We start from the raw sequence: 22,187 nt of genomic DNA, 5'->3' as shown, positions 1-22,187 counted from the left end.
TATAGTTGCCAGTTTCAGTATTTCTGAATGCAGCTAAAAACCAGATACGAAAAGGTAGAACCCTACATTACAAAGGACGGGTCAATCATCCGCGAACTCATGCACCCCTCACTCCACGGCGACTCCAGGCAGAGCCTTGCCGAAGCCACTGTGCCTGCCGGAGGGAAAACACTGCTCCACAAACACGCGATAGCCGAAGAAATCTATTACATTACGGAAGGCAGCGGGATAATGACACTCGGTTCGGGAGAATTCGAAGTCAAAGTAGGGGATACTATCTGTATTCCACCGGAAATTCCGCACAGGATTCAAAATACAGAAAACACGCCGCTGAAGATTCTTTGCTGCTGTGCGCCGGCGTATTCGCATGAGGATACGGAACTGATGGAATAAGTGAAAAAAAATTAGATTCTTAAAAATTTGTCTTCGTCCTGAAGTAGTTTTTTCAGGGATTCATTAACTTCATTTTTGAGCTCGATGACATTCCTGAATCTCTTGTACTTGAAGTCTTCAGATTCAATTTCTCTGAGCAAGGCTTCAGTTCCCTGCTCACGTTCTATGTTCCTTTCACCTTTGATGAAAACAAGAATAGGAAAACCTTTCTCCTTTGCATAGAGGTATTCTCTGTGAGTTATAGAAATTTCTCCTACAAGAGTACCATATTTCATCCCGACAATGAGCAAATAAACCTGACAACGATTTAGGGCATTCAAACAACCTTCCAGTGTTTTTTCTGGATAAGCAGGTTCATACTCGTAGAGTAAAGAGGTATAATGTTCTGAAAGGAAAGGATCGTTTTCCATAAGATCCTTAATGATTACACGCTCGTTTTCAAGCTCCTTCTGCACCGAACTGACAAATATATTGTATTTTGGAGTTATTTTGCTTCTTTTCTTGAGATCTTTAAACAAAAGAGGTTCTGATTTTTCTTTTTTTTCGATCTCATAGAGGATTTCAAATGCCGTGTTAACTGAAAATTCATGATCTGATCCCAGTAGATCTTCCAGCTGCTTTTTATTTTTGATTGTACAAATTTTTCTTAGTGCATCTGCCGCATTCCACCGCACATCTTCATCTTTCAGTGAGTTTATTAGCGGCTGCACGGCTGTCTCAGCCTTTATATTTCCAAGTGCCTCTGCTGCATTCCACCTCACATATGAATCTTCATCTTTCAGTGAGTTTATTAGCGGTTGCACGGCTGTCTCAGCCTTTATATTTCCAAGTGCCTCTGCTGCATTCCATCTCACATATGAATCTTCATCTTTCAGTGAGTTTATTAGCGGCTGCACGGCTGTCTCAGCCTTGATATTTCCAAGTGCCTCTGTTACATTCCCCCGCACAAATGAATCTTCATCTTTCAGTGCATTGATTATTAGCTGCACGGCTGTCTTAGATTTGATATTCGCAAGTGCCTCTGCCGCACTCTGCCTTACATATGGATCCCCATTTTCCACTAAGTTTATTAGTGGCTGCACGGCGGTTTCAGACTTCATATTTCCCAGTGTCCTTATCGCATTATCCCGCACACGTTCATCTTCATCATTCAGCAAGTTTATTAGCGGCTGCACTGCTTCTCCCGACTTAATATTTCCAAGCGCCTCTGCTGCATTCCACCGCACAGACCAATCTTCATCTTTCAGTAAGTTTATTAGCGGTTGCACTGCTTTTTCCGACTTTATATTCCCAAGTGCATTTGCTGCACTCCACTGCACGTTTTCATTTTCATCTTTCAGTGCGTTTATTAATGGTTGCACTGCTTTTTCTGACTTTATATTCCCAAGTGATTCTGCCGCGTCAAACCGTACAGATCCATCTTCATCTTTCAGTAAGTTTATTAGTGGTTTCACTGCTTTTTCTGACTTTATGTTTCCAAGTGATTCTGCCGCAGTCCTCCGCACAAATACGTCTTTATCTTTCAGGGCTCTGATAATTGCACTGATCCCAGTGATTCCAATCCTTTCCAAGCTTTCAATCGAATTTATTTTTTCCAGCTCATACGCAGAATCTAATTTATCGGCAAGCAAAGAACATAATTTTTCCTTTATTTTTTCACTTGCTTTATTTGCACACTTTGAAGCTAGGAAAATTTCGCCATTTGAAATCATTAAATCAATAAATTCATCAATAGAATCTGAATTCAGCATTTCAGAGGTGAATATCACGACTTCTTCCCATTTTGGATGACTAAAAGACTCTGATACGTCACATCCACTTTCAAAAAGTTCTTTCAGCTTTATAGCTGCAAAATATTCCTGAAAAGACTGATGGATTCCATATGATACATAATTATTATTTTTATTAAGTGTCCCAAGTTTGAAGCAATCTTCAAGAATTACCTGCGGGCTGATTTTTCTGAATATAGGATCTTCAGAGCTTTTTTTGACAAATTTTAGGGTTTCAGAATATTTGCATGAAACTTCATTCCTGCACTGAAGTTTAAAATACAGATCAGTAAGAGCATTTTCAATCTGTATTCTGTCCGCGTGGAGATATTTTCCTTTTTTTTCTTGATGACTGTAAAGAGTAGAAATAAAAGCCTCGTACAATTCAGAACGGTTTGAAGGAAGTAAATCATCGGATTGGTCTTTTCTCCCTATCGCAACTTTGATGGCAATGTAAAGCATCATCGGAATTGAGAGTATGGATTTTAGCTGTTGATTGTTAAGGATTTTGTTTTTGAGAGTATTTGCGAGTTCTTTTTCCTCAACATATTTCTCGATGAATATCTGGATTTTTTCATCGGTAAGTTTTTCCAGCTCTGAGACTTTGAAATCCCTTCTAATGCTTTCAAAAAAGCCAGGCCTTGAAGATATAATGATTTGGCAATTGCTGTAATCGGAGAAAAAATCGGAAATTTCATCATAAGGGAAGAAATTTTCGGTAGGTGAGAGCAGGTCAAGACCATCAAGCAGGATAATGACTTTTCCTTCAAGGAGAGTTTTGAGAGTTGTCTCAGATAAACCTTTTTTCTTTATTTGACGCTTAAAATAATCGTAAAATGAACCCTTTTTATATGAATTCAGTTCAACATATAAAGGAATGCTACACTCTTTATTTTCCAGATACTTTGTGGCAAAAGTAAAGTTTAACCATCTAAGCGTAGTTGTTTTTCCTGAGCCTGATTCCCCGGAAATGATGAGTTTCTCTTCTTTTTCAACAAGCTCAATAACCTCAAAATCTTGCGTTTTATCGTTTTCCTCATTGCGGAATTTGAGGGTTATTGGCAAAATTTCTTTGGCTGAAAGTTCGGTATAGACTTCACTAATTCCGTTTTTGCCTTCTTCCTCTATTATTTTGTTCAAGTATTTTTTAATTGATTCATCGAAATCTATGTCTAATTCTTTTCTACTTTGATCCGCTCTACTTTCATTAATCACTTTGTGTATTTTCTGAACTGTTTGCGAGATTTCTTTGACGTCTTGAGATAACTCCTGAACTCCTTGATTTGTCTCTTGAACCTCACAAAATGTTAGTTTTGCTAAGTAATGATCAAGATATATTATAAGCTCAGGATATTTCTCGATCTCGGCATCTATAATTTCAAAAAAAGTGCTTAAGATTAAATTTGCGTCTTCGCGGGAGAAATCTTCCTCATCGAATAATTCAAAAAACTCTTGAATTAAAACATTTGAACAATCAAGCTTATCCGGGTTTTTCAGATATTTTTTGATTGCTATTTCCACGTTTTTCTGATGAAAAAATGTATCAATCTGTATTCCATTCAATTTATAGTGCTTATTTGAAAACTCTTCAATCGCTTTATCATAAACTTTTGAGAAAATATCAGAAATTTCTTCAGGGATTTTCTTAGAAGAATCATATATCAAGTTGGTAAGAAAGCCTAAAGCAAATTCTGAAAAAACCATTATATCCCTTGCTGACAAAACATTTCTTCGTTACTTCTCTATCAGCTCCCTTATTGAAACCATTTAAATTAATTCTTTCTATTTTTTCGCGGGAAAGACCGCTCTCCTTCGTCGAGCGGGACAAGAAAGGTTCAGTATAGGGAATAAGGTTTTACTGGTCCGAATTTTCTTTAGTCCTCTTGAGCGAAGCGAAAAGGACACCTTCCTCCCGAGAAGGGACTCAGGGGAAAAATCAGTTCGATACCTGAGCCCCAAAATAAGGCTTATCAATCCTTAAAAAAGATCGTTTTTATAATCTTGAGGTAAAATTATCTGACTTTATCTGACCTGTTTGGCCAACACTTCTTTTAGAATTATTTCTCTTTTATCTTTTTGCAAATGAGACGCAGTGCTGATTTCTGTACTATCAAATAACTCCTGTATTTCGTTTATATGCAGTTTGTTTTCGTCTTTTATCCTTATGAGCGCTTCCTCACGAGTAATCATACCTTCTCTCACCATTTTGGAATAAAAATCATCTTTTTCTGTCATGTTGAGTGTTTTCATGTACATGAAATCTTTTAAATGACTTACAGTGCAGTCAAATCTCCAGGACGAACTGAATCTTTTCGGGCTTTCCCAGTTCAATTCCTGCTTGATCCTTGACAAAACTTCCTCTTCTTGCCAGGGAATGTAGTGAAATATGTCTACAAACTCAATATTCGGGGACAAAAATCTAGGTCCGAAGCTGTAAGGATTTCCGTACAAAAATCCTGTTATCATTGTGGGAATACACATCGGATGGCAATAAAGTGGATTTTTCAGTATTTCATTCGTAATTCCTCCAAAACCTCTTATGCCAAAACTTTTTGTTAAGAGATTCATGTAATTTTCATCTGTTGAAACATTCAGTAATTCCCTTTTAAAAGAAGTATATTCATATGGATTACCACCGGTTACTACGCATCTCACATCATACATTCTTGCGTATTTAATTATGTTTGGAAGAATCAATTTACAGGCAATACACATCATAGGTATGGCTGCAGGAGATGGTTCGCGAAGCCACGTAGTAAAATTATGTTTAAATGTTTTTTCATGAATGTTATTCTTCAATTTGAAACTAACAACATCAATGTTTAACGCTTCTACAGCACTTTCAATGTTTGTTTTAGCCTGGGGATCAGTAAATGGATTTTCATAATTAACTGCCAGGACTTTCAGGTTATAATCTTTTACTAGCTTAAGGAGTGTGTAGCTACTATCCCTTCCTCCACTGACTCCTACAACACAATCGTATCTGTTGCTATCTCTGCGATACGAGTACAATAAGTCTCTAAGTTTTGATTCACCTTCATACTGGACTTTTATATGAGAACGGCAAAAATTACAAACACCATCTTTATCAAAAGTAATGTTTGGTGCTGTTTCGGGTAATATACACCTGCTACATCTTTTCAAGTACTCATTCTCTGTCATAATTCCCCCCATGATACATGTTTTTAATTTTGAATAATTTGCAAACTTGCTTAAGAAACTAGACGCGCGACTATCTGATATTCATAAATCTGCTTCCGTCTTGTTTAGTTTCATAGTCAATTATATACATTATAATATAAATATACTTAAAACTAACTAATTTTAATAATAATGGCTGAATAAGTCACTGTATATTTTATTTATCCGAATCGTAACTTTTTTGATTACATAAAACCCTGTTAAAAAAAGATTCCCCGGCTATTCCTGCAGGCAGGTATGGAAGCTGCAGGGTCTGCGAACAATGAGGAGTTTTATACTATATATGGGAATTTTATACTATGTAATAAAACAGAAGTCCGTTAAAACAAAAGTCCGTTTAATCGGGTACTGCATAACTGCCGTGAAGCAACTAAAAAGATGACTTAATTTTCCCTTACTTTTGCCCTCTCATTGTTCTTCATTCCTTTTCCTCATACCATTCGTCCCTTGCTTCCACAAGCGCCCTTATATTTGCAAGCGGAGTCCGCGGTGCGATCCCGCAACCAGGGGCGAGGATATCCACACCGGCAGAGAGGCACTGTTTTGCTTCTGCTTTCACGGTGTCAGGGGTTCCAAAGAGCAGGGTCCTTGAAGGAGAGACGTTTCCGATTAATCTTGCTCTGTCTCCAATTGCTTCTTTTGCGACTCTCAAACTGACTTTTTCTTCGATGCTGATGGCTTCGAAACCGCACTCTGAAAGAGTTCTCAAGGAATCGCCAACATCACCGCAAATATGCAGGATTACAGGACCGTTTACTCTTTCGCAGAGGTGTTTGTAGAAGGGTTTGACTGAATCTTCAAGGATTGAAGGAGGCATCATTCTTGAGCCGACTAGCCCGCCGTCGGGCATACACAGGGCATCTGCGCCGCGGTCGAAGAGGGAGTTTGCGTACTCGATACAGATCTCGGTGCAGGATTCCATGAATGTTTTAAAATAGTCGGGCTTTTTTAGTCCCCAGATAAGGCAGTTTTTAACCTCGGCAAGGTGGGTAAATACTGTCAGAGGGCCTTCCATGCCTGCTATGAGGGGAATTTCAATTTGTGTTCCATTTTCTGTTCGAGCTGCCAGGATTTCCGTTGCTTTCAGGACAGTGGGAATTCTTCCTCTTTTGAGCAGATTTTCAGGTATCCTGAGGTTTTCGGGCCCTTTTGAGAAAGGATGGGACAGGACAGATGGCTGGATGTCTTTTGTGCCCATATTAACTTCGCAGCCCATGGTTTCGGCAAGCACGGTCAGGCAGTAGGGGTAACGTACGGCTTCAAGGCCTGCGATTTCATGGCCTGCAAGGGCGAGGGCTGCCATCTTCTCAGGGTTGGAGTGGGCTTCCGGCCAGGCTGAGCCGGTCATGTCCATCAGTTCAACCGTTCCGGTCTGGGTGACAGAAAGGGCAGGAATCCTATTAACGAGATTTCCGTGAATGGCGTTAAGAAAGTTTTTCCTTAGACTTCTTTCCATTTTTCTGACTCCGGTGTTTTTTAAACCGATTTTTTTAAATTATTCTATTCTCTTCATTCAAATCGGTTACCATTTTTTGGTTACCATTTCAGGATCTACTTCAAAAGCTAAAAAAAGTCTGGTTTTCGATAACTCCTGCATTTCAATTTCTTCCAGGATTTCAAAAGCAAGATCTGCTATAAGTCCATTTTCTGAATCAAGCAAAGCCTGCATCCGCTCTCTGTCTGCTTCTGTACAAATTTTCAGAAGGGCTCCGGAGGCTTCTGCTTTTACAAAGCGGTTCCAATCATAAAGTGTATTGATCAGAGGTTCGATTGCTTTTTTCGGTTTTATCCTGCCAAGAGCTTTTGCAGCAGCCAACCGTGTGAAATCATCTCTATCGGCAAGAGCAAGGATCAGGGGGTCAACTGCAGTTTCGGCTTTAATCCTGCCAAGGGCTTCGGCAGCTCCCCATCTTCCTTCATTGTTTTCGTCCAGCAACGCGTCAATAAGAGGTTCTATGGCCCTTCTGGACTTTATTTTTCCAAGAGCTCTTGCAGCTTCCCCTTTCACAAATCCCTCCGTATCGAAAAGCATGGTATCTATCAGGGGCTCCAGGGCTTTTTCAGATTTCGTCTGTCCAAGGGCTTCAGCTGCAAACCGTCTTACAATTGGGTCACGGGATTTGAGAGCGCTGATCAATTGGGGAACAGCTTTTTCAGAACCCAGGCACTTCAGTATTCCGGCCAGAAGCCTCCTGACCTCCTCATCCTCATCATCAAGCGCATTAATCAGGGACTTAAGGGCTCTTTCAGGCATGTTTCTGGATATATTTTCCAGAGATCTGGCTGCTTCCCTCCGTACAAATTTATTTTCATCCTGGAAAGCATCATCAAGAAAATCGAATACTTTATCTGCTATCTGGTTTAGTGCTTCATCTGTGTTTATCACATCAGAGTTTATCTGTCCGAGGGCCCTTACTGCCCCCTGCCTCATAAAATTGTTTCCTGACTCAAGAGCGTGAATAAGCAACTCAAGGACTCTTTCTGGTTCCATCTGCCCTAGTGCTTTTGCTGCTTCCTTTCGGACAAAACGGTTCTCATCCCCCAGTACAGAAAGAAGTGGAGTAACAGCTTTTCTGAATCTTACCATTCCAAGTGCCTTTGCCGCTTCCAGACGGACAAAATGGCTTTCGTCACTGAGCATACTTACAAGTGCTTCAACAGCTGTTTCGGATCCTATCACTTCAGATCTTATCACTTCGGATCCTTTCATTTCGGATCCTTTCATTTCGGATTCTGTCATTTCGGAGCCTATCTCTCCGAGAGCTTCAGCGGCTGCCTTTCTTACAAATTCATCCTCATCCGAGAGCGCGGAAACAAGGGGATCAAGCGTTTTCTCGGAACCTGCCGTTCCGAGTGCTTTCGCAGCTTCCCTTCGGACAAAACGGCTTTTATCGCCAAGTATATCGATGAATGTCTCAGGAGTCCGGTCTGATTTTATTTTTCCAAGTGCTTTTGTAGCTATCCATCGTACAAATTCATCTTCGTCCTGCACAGCAACTATGAATGATTCAACAGCTCTTTCTGACCCCATCTGACCCAGAGCCTCGGCAGCTCCCAATCGAACAAGTTTGTCCTCTTTATGAAATGCTTTTATGAGAGGATCCGCCGCTTTCTGAGGGCTTGCTCTGCCAAGAGCCCCTATAGCCCCAAAACGAACAAAATCATCTTTAGCCCCAAGTGCGGAAACAAGGACTTCAAGTGCACTTTCTGATCCGATCTGCATCAGCGAGTCCGTAGCTTCCAGACGGACAGCCCGGTTCCTATCTGCAAGTGCGTTCTTAAGGAGCTCGACAGCTTTCTCGGATCCTATCATACTGAGGGCCTTTACAGCTTCTATCCTCACAGAATAATCCTCATCTCCAAGTGCAGCTGTGAGAGGGGCAAGTGCTATTTCGGATTTTGTTTTCCCAAGAGCCTTTACAGCTTCTCTTTTCACCCCTATATCTTTATCCTCAAGCCCCTTTGAACTGGCTTCAATCCCACAGGTCCCCAGTCTTCCGAGGCTTTGAATCGCCCTCATTTTTTCCACTGTATATCTACTGTCGAGCCTGGTAGCAAGTAATGAACATAGTTTCTCTTTTGTTTCAGGGCTGGCTTTTCCGGTACATTTTGAGGCAAGGTCCAAATTGTTGCTTGAAATTATGGAGTCTACCAATTTTTCTCCTGATTCGACCATCTCCGAGGTAAATATAACCACATTTTCCCATCTCGGATGCCTGAATGCTTCCGAGATATCCATGCCGTTCTCAAGATATGCTTTCAGCTTTAAAGCCGCAAAGTATTCCTGGAAAGATCGGTTTATTCCAAACCTTACTTCAGAGCGGTTTCTGGTCAGGAGCCCGATCCCGAAGCATACCTTGAGAAGCTTTCTGGCCTGTGTTTTTTTAGCTTCGGTTCTTCCGGGTACATTGTGTTTTGCACACTCTTCTGCTACTTCAAGGGCACATCTGTACTTACATGAAACCCTGTTCCTGCACTGGAGCTTGAATGCCAGGTCCATTAGAAAATTTTCAATCCCTGTTTTTCCTGCATTCACTTTTTCATAGTCTTTTCTCTCAGTAGGTAACTTTTCATAGTTTCTGTTTTCATAGTTTCTGTTTTCATAGTTTCTGTTTTCATAGTTTCTGTTTTCATAGTTTCTGTTTTCATAGTTTCTGTTTTCATAGTTTATTTCTTCAGAGCTTTTTATATCACCGCTTATTTTCAAAAAGAGCACATCTTCAGATCTAAAGAAATCTTCTTTTACCCTGTAATTTCTAAACAGATCTGAAATGAAAGCCAGATAAAGTTCTGCCTTATTGGAAGGAATACAATCAAAGCCAGAAGGAGTAAGCTCTTGATCAGGTCTCTTCTTTCCTTCCATCTCTATTCGAGTGATTGAAATCTTAGTCCAGAGCTGAAGCAGAAAAGGGTTTCGAAGAAGAGGATACGAATTGGTTTTATTCAGGTGTCTGGTTTTCAAGAGTTTTGCCTGTCTCTTATTAGGGACGTAGTTCTCTATAAAGAGCCTTATTTTTTCATCTGATAATTTTTCAAGCTCGCAAACTGCAAATGTACTTTTTATGCTTCCAGAGGGTCCATGTCTTGAGGCAATAATATATCGACAGTCCTCATATTCGGAAATAAAGCTGGAAATCTCCTCAAGCGGGGAAAAATTATCAGAATACGTAAGCAGGTCCAATCCATCTAAAAGCAGCAGGGTTTTTCCTTCAAGTAATTTCTTGAAATCAGGTTCAGAAACTCCTTTTTGCTTTGCTTTTGCTTTCAAGTAATTATAAAAAGAACCTTTAACGTAGGAATCAAGGGATACATAAATAGGGACATGTTCCTTTTTTCCTTCGAGATACTCCCTGGCACATGCAGCATTCAACCACTTAAGAGTAGTTGTCTTTCCAGAACCTGCTTCTCCGTAAATTATCAGGCGTTTCTCTTTTTCTACAAGTTGTGATATTTTGAATTCATGAGTCAGGGAAAGATTTTCTTCGAAGAGTCGGCGTGTAATTGGCAAAATTTCCCTGGCAGATAATTCGATATAGAAGTTAAATATTTCGTCTCTATCTTCAAGTATTACGTTTTTCAGGTACTCCTCTACTTCCCCGATTGAAATTCCTTCAATTCCCTGCATAAGGCCCCCCAGATTTTATACAGAATATCCCCGCTTTTCCATTTCTATTCTTTTTGTCGGGGGACCTTTTTTAGTTTACTGCTTTTAGTATGTGTCCCTGACTTTTTCTACGACTTTCTTGTTATATGAGTTTACAATATCACTCCGTGTGATGAGGCCGAGGAGTTTTGTTTTGTCCAGGCGGTCCACGACAGGGAGCCTGCCTATTTGCTTTGAGCCAAGGCGTTTGAGGACGGCTTCAAGGGTTTCGTCGGGATAGGCTACTTCGATATCGTGGGTAGCGATATCCCCTATCTTTTTGTCGACTTCGCCGTACTTTACTTTGCTCCGGAGGTCTGAGAGTGTCACTATCCCGGAAAGTTTGCCTTTTGAATCAAGGACTGGAAAACCTGCATGGCGGCTTGCCTGCATGAGGGCAATAAGGATCCCCACATTTTTTTCTTCGGAAACGGTCTGGACGTGTGTTACCATGGCATCTTTTACGAGCATGGAGACCATGATGTCTACTTCCCGACCTTTCCTTATCTTAAATCCTTTCCTTCGGAGCCCTTCCGTAAAAATGGACTCCGGGTACAGGGCATTTGACATCACATTGCTCAGCACACAGGCAAACATGAGGGGGAGGATGAGACTGTAGTCTCTTGTTATCTCGAAAAGGATAAGAATACCAGTAAGAGGTGCCCTGGCAGTCCCGGCAAACACTGCTCCCATACCGACCATGGCATAAGCCCCTGACTCTGCTATTGTCCCCGGGAAAAACAGGTTTGCGGCTGTCCCGAAGGCTCCCCCTAACATTGCGCCTGTAAAGAGGGAGGGGACAATCGTTCCTCCCGATCCCCCCGATCCCAGGCTCAGGGAAAAGGCAAGGATCTTCAGGAAGAGCAGGGCCAGCAGGAGTTTGAAGGTAAACTGGTTGTTCAGGGCATCCATTATCACATTATATCCCATCCCCAGGACTCTGGGGTAAAAAAGTCCGATCACTCCTACTGCAAGCCCTCCCAGGGCAGGTTTGAAGACAGGATGGAGAGGGATTTCCGAAAAAAGGTCTTTTGTATAGTAAAGCGTCCGGATCAGGATTGTAGAGACGATTCCTGCAAGAAGGCCGAGGATAAGGTAGAGCCCGAGTTCCTTGTAGGGGCTTACCAGCTGATAGGGAGAGATCTGGATGGGTTTTATTCCGAAAAGTGTGCTCGAGACAAGGGTTGCAAAGACCGAGGAAATAACTATCGGAATGAAAGTCCTTGTTTCAAGTTCCCCGTAAATCACCTCTACTACAAAAACCACACCTGCAAGCGGAGCGCTGAACGCAGCTGCAATCCCGCCGGCAGCCCCGCAGCCGAGAAGAGTCTGGAGCTGTCTTTCAGGGCTCTTCAGGATTCTCCCCACAAGAGCGCCTGTTCCGGCTCCGGCAAGGACTCCTGGCGCTTCCTTTCCCAGGGCACCTCCCGAACTGATAGTGATTATTGAGGTAAAGACTTCCAGGAAAGTATCCCTGAGTTTAATCCTTGCTCCGCGGAGGGTTACGGTTTCTATAAGCCCTTCAACACCGTATTGTTTTTTTATCAGAAAGTGGGAAATTAATCCCACCAGTAGCCCTCCAAGGGCGGGCATGAATATTACATAATAGTGTGGGAACTCATGTAAAGAGAACCCTTGCTGCATTCCGAAAAGAGTATTACTGTACTGGAGAGTGCGGTCATAAACTCCTATCACGAGCCCTGTCAAAAGCCCGATTATAATGGCAATTGAGTTGACCCTGGCAGCTTCAGTATCAAACCGGGAGATATACTCCGTTATCCTGGGATATTCTTTTATGTTATGGAATCTGAATCTCGATTCTGGATCAACTTCCAAATGCTCGTGCCTCTTGAAGAACTTTATGCTTAACTTTTTATTGAGCAAAAAGTAATTTCAGATTTTTAATTCTGCATGAAATATTTTATCCGCTCAAAGGATTTCGAGCATTTATTTAAATGTATCCTTCGATAGAATTATGTCATGTTCTCCCTAATATTCTACTTTCAGGAAACGGACATTTATTCCTTTATTTTTGCGTAAACTTTTAACTATTATTTACATTTTTTTATTTTTTCTTGATAAGTTCCAGAACATCACAGAGCTTAATTGCAGTTTCGGAGACTGTCTGCATCCCTATGGCGTCTTCTTCTGCCGGGTTCCAGGTAATTCCTCCGAAATGAGCATTATCGCCAACTACAATCATTCCGTGAATGTGCATCCAATCATGGATGGACTGAATGGTCTTTTCCTGCCCTCCGTTTCTTGAGCCTCCGACTGAAAGAGCTGCTCCTACTTTGTTTTTAAGTGCGAAGTCTTTACGGCGTAGCAGGACACTTCTGTCAAAAAGGGCTTTGAGCTGGGCAGGATAATTCCCCATATATACAGGAGCTGCAACAATTATACCGTCAGCTACTCTCATTTTTTCATAAATTTCTTCCATTCCATCCTCTATAACACAGCAATCTTTTTCTCTGCAAGCTCCGCAAGCTTTGCAGGGAGCCACCTTTGAGATAGAGAGAAAAACCGTATCTGTTTCAAATCCCCTTTCTTTAGCAGTTTCGAGAGCTACTGTAATCATCTTCTCACAGTTCTGGCCCTTTCGCGGGCTGCCTGAAATTCCTAATATTTTCATTCGTCTCATTCCGGAATTCTTTTATATTAATCTATCATTTATATTCAGTAATAATTGTTTTAAGTTACCTTGCCTTTGTTGTAAAAAATCTGATTATACTTCATATATTATTGGGATAAATATTTGCATAATGATATATGTTCGTAACTCGAAATATATATTTTTTATTTTTATATATTTCTCTATGCTTTTTACGTAAATTTATATATCAAGACCCAGCTAACATAAATTACTCTAATTATATAGGAGGTTGGTTGATTGGTTACATTTTTAGATAAGATCAGTGAAAGAGCAAAGAAACTTAATAAAACAATCGCTTTACCTGAAACTGAAGATATAAGAACCCTCCAGGCAGCTGCCAAGATTCTTGAAAGGGATATTGCAAAAGTTGTCCTTGTTGGTAATGAGGCCGATATTAAAGCGCTCGCAGGAGATCTGGATCTCTCAAAAGCAAGAATTGTAGACCCTAAGACTTATGAGAGAAGGGATGAGTACATAAATACCTTCTATGAGCTGAGAAAACACAAGGGCGTCACACCCGAAAGTGCAGCTGAAATCATGAACGATTACGTTTACTTTGCTGTTATGATGGCCAAACTCGGGGAAGTAGACGGTGTAGTGTCAGGAGCTGCCCACTCTTCTTCAGACACCCTCAGACCTGCCGTGCAGATCGTTAAAACAGCTCCGGGATCGGCTCTTGCATCCGCTTTCTTCATCATCGCCGTACCTGACTGTGAATACGGGTCCAACGGAACATTCCTTTTCGCTGACTCGGGCATGGTTGAAATGCCGAGCGTAGAAGATGTTGCGAATATTGCTGTAAGTTCTGCAAAGACCTTTGAGCTGCTTGTTGAGGATGTTCCAAAGGTTGCAATGCTCTCTTACTCCACCAAAGGAAGTGCAAAGAGCCCGCTGACAGCAGCTACAATCGCCGCAACAAAGCGTGCACAGGAGCTTGCCCCTGACGTTGCAATCGATGGTGAACTACAGGTAGATGCAGCAATTGTTCCAAAAGTTGCAGCCTCAAAGGCCCCAGGAAGCCCTGTTGCAGGTAAGGCAAATGTCTTCATTTTCCCTGACCTGAACGCTGGAAATATCGCATACAAGATTGCCCAGAGACTTGCTAAAGCCGAAGCCTATGGCCCTATTACCCAGGGGCTGGCAAAACCAATTAATGACCTGTCCAGAGGCTGCAGTGACGAAGACATTGTCGGTGCCGTTGCAATTACCTGTGTGCAGGCTGCAGCGCAGGACAAATAATCGAAACCATTTAGGAAGCGTTTTATTAACTTTCATATATAGTAGTATTTTATCCGGAAACTCTAAATTTAACTGGAAAGCAATGGATTGAACTGGGGTTTACAAATGAAAGTACTGGTTATAAACGCAGGGAGTTCGTCTCTCAAATATCAATTAATTGATATGACGAATGAATCCGCTCTTGCAATAGGGCTTTGCGAGAGGATAGGCATCGACAACTCGATCATCACGCAGAAGAGATTTGACGGCAAGAAGCTGGAAAAGCAGACCGACCTTCCTACCCATAAGACAGCCCTCGCGGAAGTTGTCAAGGCTCTGACAGATCCTGAGTTCGGTGTTATTAAAAGCATGAACGAAATCAATGCAGTCGGGCACAGGGTTGTGCATGGTGGGGAAACGTTTACCACCTCTGCTTTGATCGACGCGGGTGTAGAAAAAGCAATCACGGACTGCTTTGAACTGGCTCCTCTCCACAACCCTCCAAACATGATGGGAATTACTGCCTGTCAGGAGATCATGCCCGGCGTCCCAATGGTTGCTGTCTTTGATACAGCATTCCATCAGACAATCCCGGCATATGCCTACATGTATGCTCTGCCATACGCACTGTACGAAAAACATGGAATAAGGAAATACGGTTTCCACGGCACCTCTCATATGTATGTTGCCAGAAGGGCCGTCGCCATGCTCGGAAAACCCGTAGAAGAAACCAGGATCATCACCTGCCACCTCGGGAACGGTTCAAGCATTACGGCTGTTAAAGGCGGAAAATCCGTTGAAACGACTATGGGCTTTACCCCGCTCGAAGGGGTTGCAATGGGTACCAGATGCGGTTCCATTGACCCTGCAGTTGTTCCTTTTATTATGGAAAAAGAAGGTCTGACAACCAGAGAAGTCGATACCTTAATGAACAAGAAGTCCGGCGTGCTTGGAGTTTCCGGGATTAGCAATGACTTCAGAGACCTTGATGAAGCAGCTTCCAAAGGCAACCAGAGAGCCGAACTTGCCCTTGAAGTCTTCGCATATAAGATTAAGAAGGTCATAGGTGAATATTCAGCCGTGCTCAATGGTGTAGATGCAATAGTCTTCACAGCAGGCATCGGAGAAAACAGCGCAAGCATCAGAAAGAGAATTCTTTCCGGCCTTGATGGCATCGGCGTAAAGATCGATGAGGAAAAGAACAAAATCAGAGGTCAGGAAATCGATATCAGCACTCCAGATGCTAAAGTCAGGGTCCTTGTCATCCCAACCAATGAAGAACTTACCATTGCAAGGGACACAAAGGAAATCTGTGAGACAGAAGTAAAGCTACGCAGCTCAGTAGCTGTCTGATGGTAAAGGTAAATTTTTTCCTTTACCTCCTTTATTCTATTTTTTCCAGCAGATTTTCGCTTCCCGAGTTTCGCTTCCCGAGTTTCGCTTCCCGAGTTTCGCTTCGGGAGCACGAGGTCTGTTTCACTCGCTTCGCTCGTTCAAGCAGACTGATTTATAAAATCACAGATTTTACTTCCCGAGTTTCGCTTCCCGAGTTTCGCTTTCCGAGTTTCGCTTCGGGAGCACAGGAAATCGGAGATTTTCTGGGAGTTGTACTGCAAGTGCAACAGCATGAGGTCCTTTTCGCTACGCTCAAGAGGACTACTTTATGGTTTTTAGTAGTGAGCTTTGCTCAAGGAAGCTGATTTATAGGTTACAGTGAATTTTGCTTCTTCAAGCTGACTAATCTATGGGTTATAACAGTTAGATTCGCTCATAAGGGCTAAGTTACAAATCTTTCTGAACAGTGCAACCTTATTCTCTTTATTATGTCGTTTTTGTCACGCTCGGCGTGGGAGAACGGGTCTTTCCATTGAAAAAGAGGTGAGAAGAGTTGACACATAAAAGAAACCTGACATAAAAGGACGAAATAGAAATAATACTGCTGAAAGTACTCTTTTTTCACATTTTTTTTGCTCTTTTTGGAAATTAATTTCTTTTTAGAGTGCTCTTTTCAAGCCTTTTTATATCTCTTGCAATGAGCTGCCAGACAAGCCCGGAGTGTCCTTTGTTTGTTATCTGAAATGGCTTTTTCGGGGTCAGTAGAGATATTTTTCACAGGTGTCACCAATTTTCTTTTTACAAAAGGAAAAATTTTTCAGTCTCAGGATTGGAACACACAATTTTATAACTTATTAATGAAATTATTCCTCTTAAAGAATAACTTTCCTGAGGGTATCATATGATTATGAAGCAGGTAGATCTCACCCTTCCGGAATCTGGTCCATATAGTGTTTTGGCAGATGAAATCCTCAGAGTTGCACGAGAGGCTGAACGGCGCACGCTGGGCCTTGAATCTTTTGGCATCCTGAAAGCTTACGGTATTCCTGTAGTGAAAACTGTCATTGCAAAAACTGAAGAGGAAGCCTTTAGAGTTGCAGAGGAGATCGGCTACCCTCTGGTGATGAAGGTTGTCTCTCTTCAGATTTCCCATAAATCCGATGTGGGAGGTATCAGGCTTTCCCTGCAAGACGGGGGTGAGGTGAGGGCTGCCTACCGAGAAATGATGGAAAAGGTCCATGAAAAAAGGCCGGATGCATCCCTTGAAGGTGTCCAGTTGCAACAAATGCTCTCAGGCGGAAAAGAAGTAATTATCGGGATGATCCGCGATCCTACTTTTGGGCCCATGTTAATGTTCGGGCTTGGGGGAGTTTATGTAGAGATCCTCAAAGATGTACAGTTTGCAATCGCCCCTGTGGACGAAGAAGAGGCAAGGGGGATGGTTACAGGGATCAAAACTTACCCGATCCTTGCCGGAGTCAGAGGTGCAAAGCCTTCGGATATTGATGCTCTGGTGGATACCGTTTTAAGGGTTTCAAGGCTTGTCTGCGATTTTCCGGAAATAGAGGAGTTTGAGATTAATCCCATGATGGTCTTCGAAGAGGGAAAAGGAGCCCTTGCAGTGGATATGAGGCTTACTTTGAAGAAAACCTGATGGGACTGATCACATTTTTCAGGACTAATTGTTTTTCTCTTTTTTTCTTTTTAACCTGTCTATAACAAACCTGTTTATCTGCCCTTTCATTTTTCAGCCTATTCTTCGCCCCATTTCCAGCCTATTCTTCATCCTATGCCCGGCAGACCCCTCCCGATTTTTGATATGCCACCCCGAAACAATTTTCGTCATCTGCTGACGGTGGTCTTGGAATTCTGAGACGTCTCGGGTTCAGGTCAAACTAAAAATATAACATTTGTTTCGCACATACTGGAGGTAGTAAATGAGGTGGTAGTACGATCCAGGAACGAAAAAGATTCGTGCTGGCTGTTGGCATCCTGCTCCTATCGAGCATTGTAGCCATTGACATGCTTCTTGAAGACTCACCGGTGGTGATCCAGCTTGAAGGGGACACATTCAAGGTTGTGGATATTCCGTATGTGTATACAGTAAAAGAAGCATATGTTCTTCTTTTTTCCGGGTTTATAGGAGGGCTGTCTCTGGGTCAGGTCCTGCGGTCCTCAGGGTTTCAGGACCCTGTTTTTTCCGTAATGGGCTCTGCAGCGCAGGTAAAAGCTCTCAGTCTTGTATCAGAAGAAGTTCCTGAGAAGGGGTTTGAGGTTCTGGCGAGGAGATCCGAGGTCTCTCCTGAAAATGCTCCTGGTGAGGGACTCCTGCCTGTCAGGGCTAAGATTGATCCTACGGATGTTCTTTTGCGGGCTCTTGAAGGGGATGAAAGAAAAGCTATCGAACTGATTGCAGTAAAAGGGGGAAGAATTCTCCAGAATGAACTCGTGAATTCCCTTGATTTTTCCAAAGCCAAGGTTTCCCGAGTTCTTATGAACCTGGAAAGAAGGGGCATAATTACAAAGAAAAAATACGGGCTTACCAATTGCATTTCGATTGCTGACGAGCTTAAGGATAATGCTGGAAAGAAGAATGAAGGGGTCGAGGGGGAGTAAAATGAGGAAAAGTACCCTGGTTTATATTTCAGTTGCCTTATTGATCCTGGTTCTGGGGGTTTTATGGTATTATGGAAATTCGGCTGATGTGAAAATTGTTGATATGCATGCTCCCCCTGTTGGGATCAGGGAGTCGGGGCAGCTGGATATAGTGCTTCAGAACAACGGCTCAAAGCCTGTGGACGTGTGGCTTGAGGTCGAGAATGCTTTTGTGGATAAAAATGGAGAAGCTCGTTCTACATCAAGGCTGATTATTTCCAAGGATTCTGTGGATCCATGGGATGTCGAATTTGTTTCGCTTCAGAAGCCGATTCATCTTCTTACAGGAAACAATTCGATCAGCGTATGGCTCGGGTATGAGCTTCCAGGGGAATACCCGGTAAATGTAAAGGTTGTCGAGAACAGCAGGATTCTGGATGAAGGAACATGCCTTGTACAGATCCCGACTCCTGAACTCCACCTTAAGCTGGAATATGAAATGGAGAGCAGAAATACTTCTGATATTTACAGGATCTACGGCTATCTGATCAACAACGGATCAGGCTCGGCAAGAGACGTATCAACGAACCTAACAGTGACAGACGAAAAAACAGGAAAGATGGTGCTCACATCTTCCGGTATTCATTATGTGAGAAGTCAGGATAAAACAGCCCTGTGGACCTGGCCTGATTATCCCTATGCAATTGTGGAAATCGTACATGGGGAACTTTCCGGTGAGTCCTATATGCCTGTCCAGAATGTAGTAATTGGAAGCGGTGAGGATCAATTCCTGATTAATGTGACTTCAACGTGGCAGGATCAGGTGGTATCTGCTGAATTGCTGATCCCTTCGAGGAGGAGAGCAGGTGATGAGTATGACAGAGCGGTATGAACTTTTCAGTTGCAGGCATGCAAAACTTTTGATTCTCTTACTTTTGCTTTCCGAAGCTTGTGCCGGTTGCCTTGGTCAGGACCCTCTTGAGGCAAGGGTGGATAAGCTGGTCAAAAGTCTTGGGGATGAGGATCAGAATGTTAGTTATGCTTCAGCTTACGCACTTGTCGATATCGGGGAACCTGCAGTGGACCCTTTAATAAAAGCTTTAAAAGATGATGATCCGCAGGTGCGCAGCTTTGCTGCTCGTGCCCTCGGAGAAATAGGAGATCAAAAAGCTGCAGACTCTCTTATTGAAGTTCTGGACGATCCCTCTCCTGAGGTTCGTATGAATGCAGCTTCTTCACTTGGTTGGCTTGGAGCTTCCGAAGCTGTTGAGCCTCTTATTGAGCTCTTAAAGGATGAAAACGAAGGGGTAGTTTTCAGTGCAGTGTGTGCTCTTGGAGCATTGAAGGATCCAAGGGCAGTTGAACCTCTTTGTGAAGCTCTCAACAGTAATGATTACACTATGCACAACAGTGATGATTACACTATGCACATGGACATTATACTTGCTTTAGAAGAAATCGGAGATCCTAGAGCAGTTGATCCCCTTCTGGATCTTTTGGATGACAAAGACGTTGGATCTAGGGCAGCTAATGCCCTTGGCCACTTTGAAAGTGAAGAGGTTTTTGGAAAACTTACTAAATTTCTGCGCAGTAGTAATCCCACAACTCGAGCTAACGCTGTAAAGGTGTGTTATGGTCTCCAGGACCCTGTCTCTATTCCTTACCTGATTGAAATGCTGGACGATAGGGTCCCGGAGGTGCGAAAGGAGGCTGCTTTTGCTCTGGGCTTTTTTAAAGAGCCTGAGGAAGTTGTCCAAACAGAGCAACCTCTTATTGCTGCTCTTGGGGACAGCGATCCCGAGATACAGGAAGTCGCTGCTCGTTCTCTTGGAAGGATTGAGAGCAAAGATTCGATCCCTTATCTTGAGGAGCTCCTTCAAGCCAAAAACCAGAATGTTCAGATTGCGGCCGTCACAGCTCTGGGAAATATTGGAGACACTGAGGCTGTGGATTCTCTTACTGCCCTTCTTGGAGATGATTCATGGCTGCTAAGAAAGAGTATTGTAGATTCCCTTGTGAAAATCGGAGATTCTCAAGCTGTTGATCCTCTTATTTCTTCTCTTGGAGATGAAAACTATAGAGTAAGGAAAGGTGCTGCAGACGGTCTGGGAGAACTTGGAGACAATAGAGCCGTTGAACCTCTCCTCAAAGCTCTGGATACTGAGAGGGAAAGGGATGTCCGGGCTGCGGAAGTTCGTGCTCTTGGGGAACTTGGAGGTCCCGAAGCTACCGAAGGTTTGCGCCGGATCAGCAAGGATATGGAAGAATACTGGAATGTCAGGACCGCTGCAGAGGAGTTACTCAAAAAAATAGAAGGAGGTGAGGCGGCTAATGTCTACTCTACTTCTTGATTTGATTGTTTGGATTGTAAAAATATGAATAATACGAAGCTACTCCGGTAAAAAGCCCTCCTATAATGGTCTCGGAAAGCCTTTTCTCTGCAGCAATTACTATGCCTGTCTCTGCCACCACATATCCTGAAAAAGCTACAATTGCAGCCAGTATAGAAAATTTTATTGTAACACTCTTTTTGCTTAGATCTCCATCTTCCACATACAGAACCAGATCTTCATCTGTTGACGCCGTACTTTTCGGAACCCACATGGCTCTCCTCTTTGCTTTCCATATCATACGTACTCCAGCAATATATCCGATTATCATGAGAATAGAAGCGGGATTTGTTCCCTTAACTGAAAATTCGAGAAAAAATGTTATCAGAAAAATAAAGGAAAGCATAATTATGAGAAGGGTGCCGTGCATCAGGTTGGGATAAGACGCAGCTGCATGCTCGAGATTTGCTTTCTTGTAGCTGATATCGGCAAAAGCAAGAAAAGTTGTCTGGGCAAGGATACCTCCCACTGCATTACTGACTGCAAGTTCAGGGTGGTTCTGGTAGGCGGCTGTAATCGAAGTTATGGTTCATGCACGGGAATTAATACTACCTATTAGTACTCCCCCCACCATAGCTTCTCCGAGTCCGGTAAGATCTGCAAGCTAGTCTGTGGTTTTACTAAGCCTGGTTCCTGCAACACCTATTAAGGCAGTGAAGATGACAAAAAATATTGTTGCAGCAGGCAAATCCATCTTTTTCTTTCTCCGAATTTCAAAAGAACCTTAAAAATAACTCTTGAAAATAATAAAAATTTGAAATCAATGGCTGCTTATTCCGGAAACTAAAAAAGGAATTCACTGAAGAGTTCTTTAATTGACTTTCTTATAGACTTTTTAACCAATTTTTTGGGTATATACTGATATTTTTCGATATAATTCCGTCTTTGTTTCTCTTGCCTATTTAATCCTCTATCATCTTTATTGCATCTGTCGGGCATACCTGTACACACAGCTCGCACTCTACGCAGTCCTCAGGACGTGCTACTACTGCCCTTTTTCCTTCTTCTATCTCTTCAGCGTCAAACACGTCTACAGGACAGATGTCATAGCATTCAAGTGAACCAACACATTTCTTATAGTCAATTCTGGGATGCATTTTTACCTCTCCCGGAGTTCTGATTTGTTTCTGGAGTTTCTACTTCTTTCTGAAATTTTAGTTTGTTTTTTTGAATCTCCGGGACTTAACCGGTTACTCCACTCCTTTACTCCGGGCGATACTGACAGAGGACTTTGAACTCAGTCCTCAACAAGTTCGATAGCATCTGCCGGACAGGCTTCCATACATTGTTCGCACTCTATGCAATTCTCCGGGCGAGCTACAACTGCTTTCTTTACCTGATCTATTTCGTCGATATCAAAAACTTCTGCAGGGCAGACTTCATAGCAGGCGAGAGCTCCGTTACATCTGTGATAATCAATTACTGGATGCATATTTTCTCCATCTTGTCAGACTTTCTGAATTCGAAAGTTGGATTTCTTATTCCATAGT

General features: G+C 42.5%; 16 protein-coding genes. 7 read left to right on the top strand and 9 right to left on the bottom strand.

Annotated features, from left to right (window positions below; all coding sequences use genetic code 11):
• The first annotated feature begins 27 nt into the window (after positions 1-27).
• On the top strand, positions 28-393 hold the full coding sequence (locus FXV91_RS16000) for a cupin domain-containing protein (protein WP_229391680.1): 366 nt from the start codon (positions 28-30) through the stop codon (positions 391-393).
• A gap of 11 nt (positions 394-404) precedes the next feature.
• Here the strand turns inward: FXV91_RS16000 and FXV91_RS15995 are convergent, their stop codons facing one another.
• The 6 genes from FXV91_RS15995 to FXV91_RS15970 all read right to left on the bottom strand — a co-directional run bounded on the left by FXV91_RS15995 (position 405) and on the right by FXV91_RS15970 (position 13,138).
• Positions 405-3,884 carry a HEAT repeat domain-containing protein gene (locus FXV91_RS15995; protein ID WP_229391679.1) on the bottom strand — a complete coding sequence of 1,160 codons (3,480 nt, stop codon included), beginning with the start codon at positions 3,882-3,884 and terminating at the stop codon, positions 405-407.
• 300 nt (positions 3,885-4,184) lie between these two features.
• Positions 4,185-5,324, bottom strand: coding sequence for an ATPase (locus FXV91_RS15990; protein ID WP_229391678.1), 1,140 nt, complete (start codon positions 5,322-5,324; stop codon positions 4,185-4,187).
• A gap of 457 nt (positions 5,325-5,781) precedes the next feature.
• A complete protein-coding gene (gene mtaA / locus FXV91_RS15985; protein ID WP_229391677.1) occupies positions 5,782-6,819 on the bottom strand; it encodes a methylcobamide:CoM methyltransferase MtaA in 1,038 nt (345 codons plus the stop codon).
• A 66-nt stretch (positions 6,820-6,885) separates the two neighbouring features.
• Positions 6,886-10,488, bottom strand: coding sequence for a HEAT repeat domain-containing protein (locus FXV91_RS15980; RefSeq protein WP_229391676.1), 3,603 nt, complete (start codon positions 10,486-10,488; stop codon positions 6,886-6,888).
• A gap of 84 nt (positions 10,489-10,572) precedes the next feature.
• The gene (locus tag FXV91_RS15975; protein WP_229391675.1) at positions 10,573-12,342 is read right to left on the bottom strand and encodes a chloride channel protein; all 1,770 of its coding nucleotides are present in this window, start codon (positions 12,340-12,342) and stop codon (positions 10,573-10,575) included.
• Positions 12,343-12,571: 229 nt separating this feature from the next.
• Entirely contained in the window at positions 12,572-13,138 is a 567-nt protein-coding gene (locus tag FXV91_RS15970; protein ID WP_229391674.1) for a flavodoxin family protein, read from the bottom strand.
• Between the two features lie 258 nt (positions 13,139-13,396).
• Between FXV91_RS15970 and pta the strand changes: the two genes are divergently transcribed.
• From pta to FXV91_RS15940, 6 genes are all read left to right on the top strand, one after another.
• Positions 13,397-14,398 carry a phosphate acetyltransferase gene (gene pta, locus FXV91_RS15965; protein WP_229391673.1) on the top strand — a complete coding sequence of 334 codons (1,002 nt, stop codon included), beginning with the start codon at positions 13,397-13,399 and terminating at the stop codon, positions 14,396-14,398.
• A 105-nt stretch (positions 14,399-14,503) separates the two neighbouring features.
• Entirely contained in the window at positions 14,504-15,730 is a 1,227-nt protein-coding gene (locus FXV91_RS15960) for an acetate kinase (RefSeq protein WP_229391672.1), read from the top strand.
• Between the two features lie 883 nt (positions 15,731-16,613).
• Positions 16,614-17,366, top strand: a complete 753-nt coding sequence (locus tag FXV91_RS15955) for an acetate--CoA ligase family protein (protein WP_229391671.1) — start codon at positions 16,614-16,616, stop codon at positions 17,364-17,366.
• 320 nt (positions 17,367-17,686) lie between these two features.
• On the top strand, positions 17,687-18,328 hold the full coding sequence (locus FXV91_RS15950) for a hypothetical protein (RefSeq protein WP_229391670.1): 642 nt from the start codon (positions 17,687-17,689) through the stop codon (positions 18,326-18,328).
• Position 18,329: 1 nt separating this feature from the next.
• Entirely contained in the window at positions 18,330-19,199 is an 870-nt protein-coding gene (locus FXV91_RS15945; protein WP_229391669.1) for a hypothetical protein, read from the top strand.
• Positions 19,177-20,658 (top strand): HEAT repeat domain-containing protein, encoded by a 1,482-nt coding sequence (locus FXV91_RS15940; protein ID WP_229391699.1) that lies wholly within the window; start codon positions 19,177-19,179, stop codon positions 20,656-20,658. Before FXV91_RS15945 ends, FXV91_RS15940 begins: the two co-directional genes overlap by 23 nt.
• Here the strand turns inward: FXV91_RS15940 and FXV91_RS15935 are convergent.
• The 3 genes from FXV91_RS15935 to FXV91_RS15925 form a co-directional block, all read right to left on the bottom strand.
• A complete protein-coding gene (locus FXV91_RS15935) occupies positions 20,648-21,214 on the bottom strand; it encodes a hypothetical protein (protein ID WP_345945532.1) in 567 nt (188 codons plus the stop codon). The two genes, FXV91_RS15940 and FXV91_RS15935, sit on opposite strands and share 11 nt — an antisense overlap.
• 385 nt (positions 21,215-21,599) lie before the next feature.
• On the bottom strand, positions 21,600-21,794 hold the full coding sequence (locus FXV91_RS15930; RefSeq protein WP_229391667.1) for a ferredoxin family protein: 195 nt from the start codon (positions 21,792-21,794) through the stop codon (positions 21,600-21,602).
• A 140-nt stretch (positions 21,795-21,934) separates the two neighbouring features.
• Entirely contained in the window at positions 21,935-22,129 is a 195-nt protein-coding gene (locus tag FXV91_RS15925; protein ID WP_229391666.1) for a ferredoxin family protein, read from the bottom strand.
• Positions 22,130-22,187 lie beyond the last annotated feature (58 nt).

Origin of the sequence: Methanosarcina sp. DH2, assembly GCF_020804225.1 — an archaeon.
GTDB lineage: Archaea > Halobacteriota > Methanosarcinia > Methanosarcinales > Methanosarcinaceae > Methanosarcina.
Note: the sequence above shows the minus strand (reverse complement) of the source record. Positions and strands in the feature narration are given on the sequence as shown.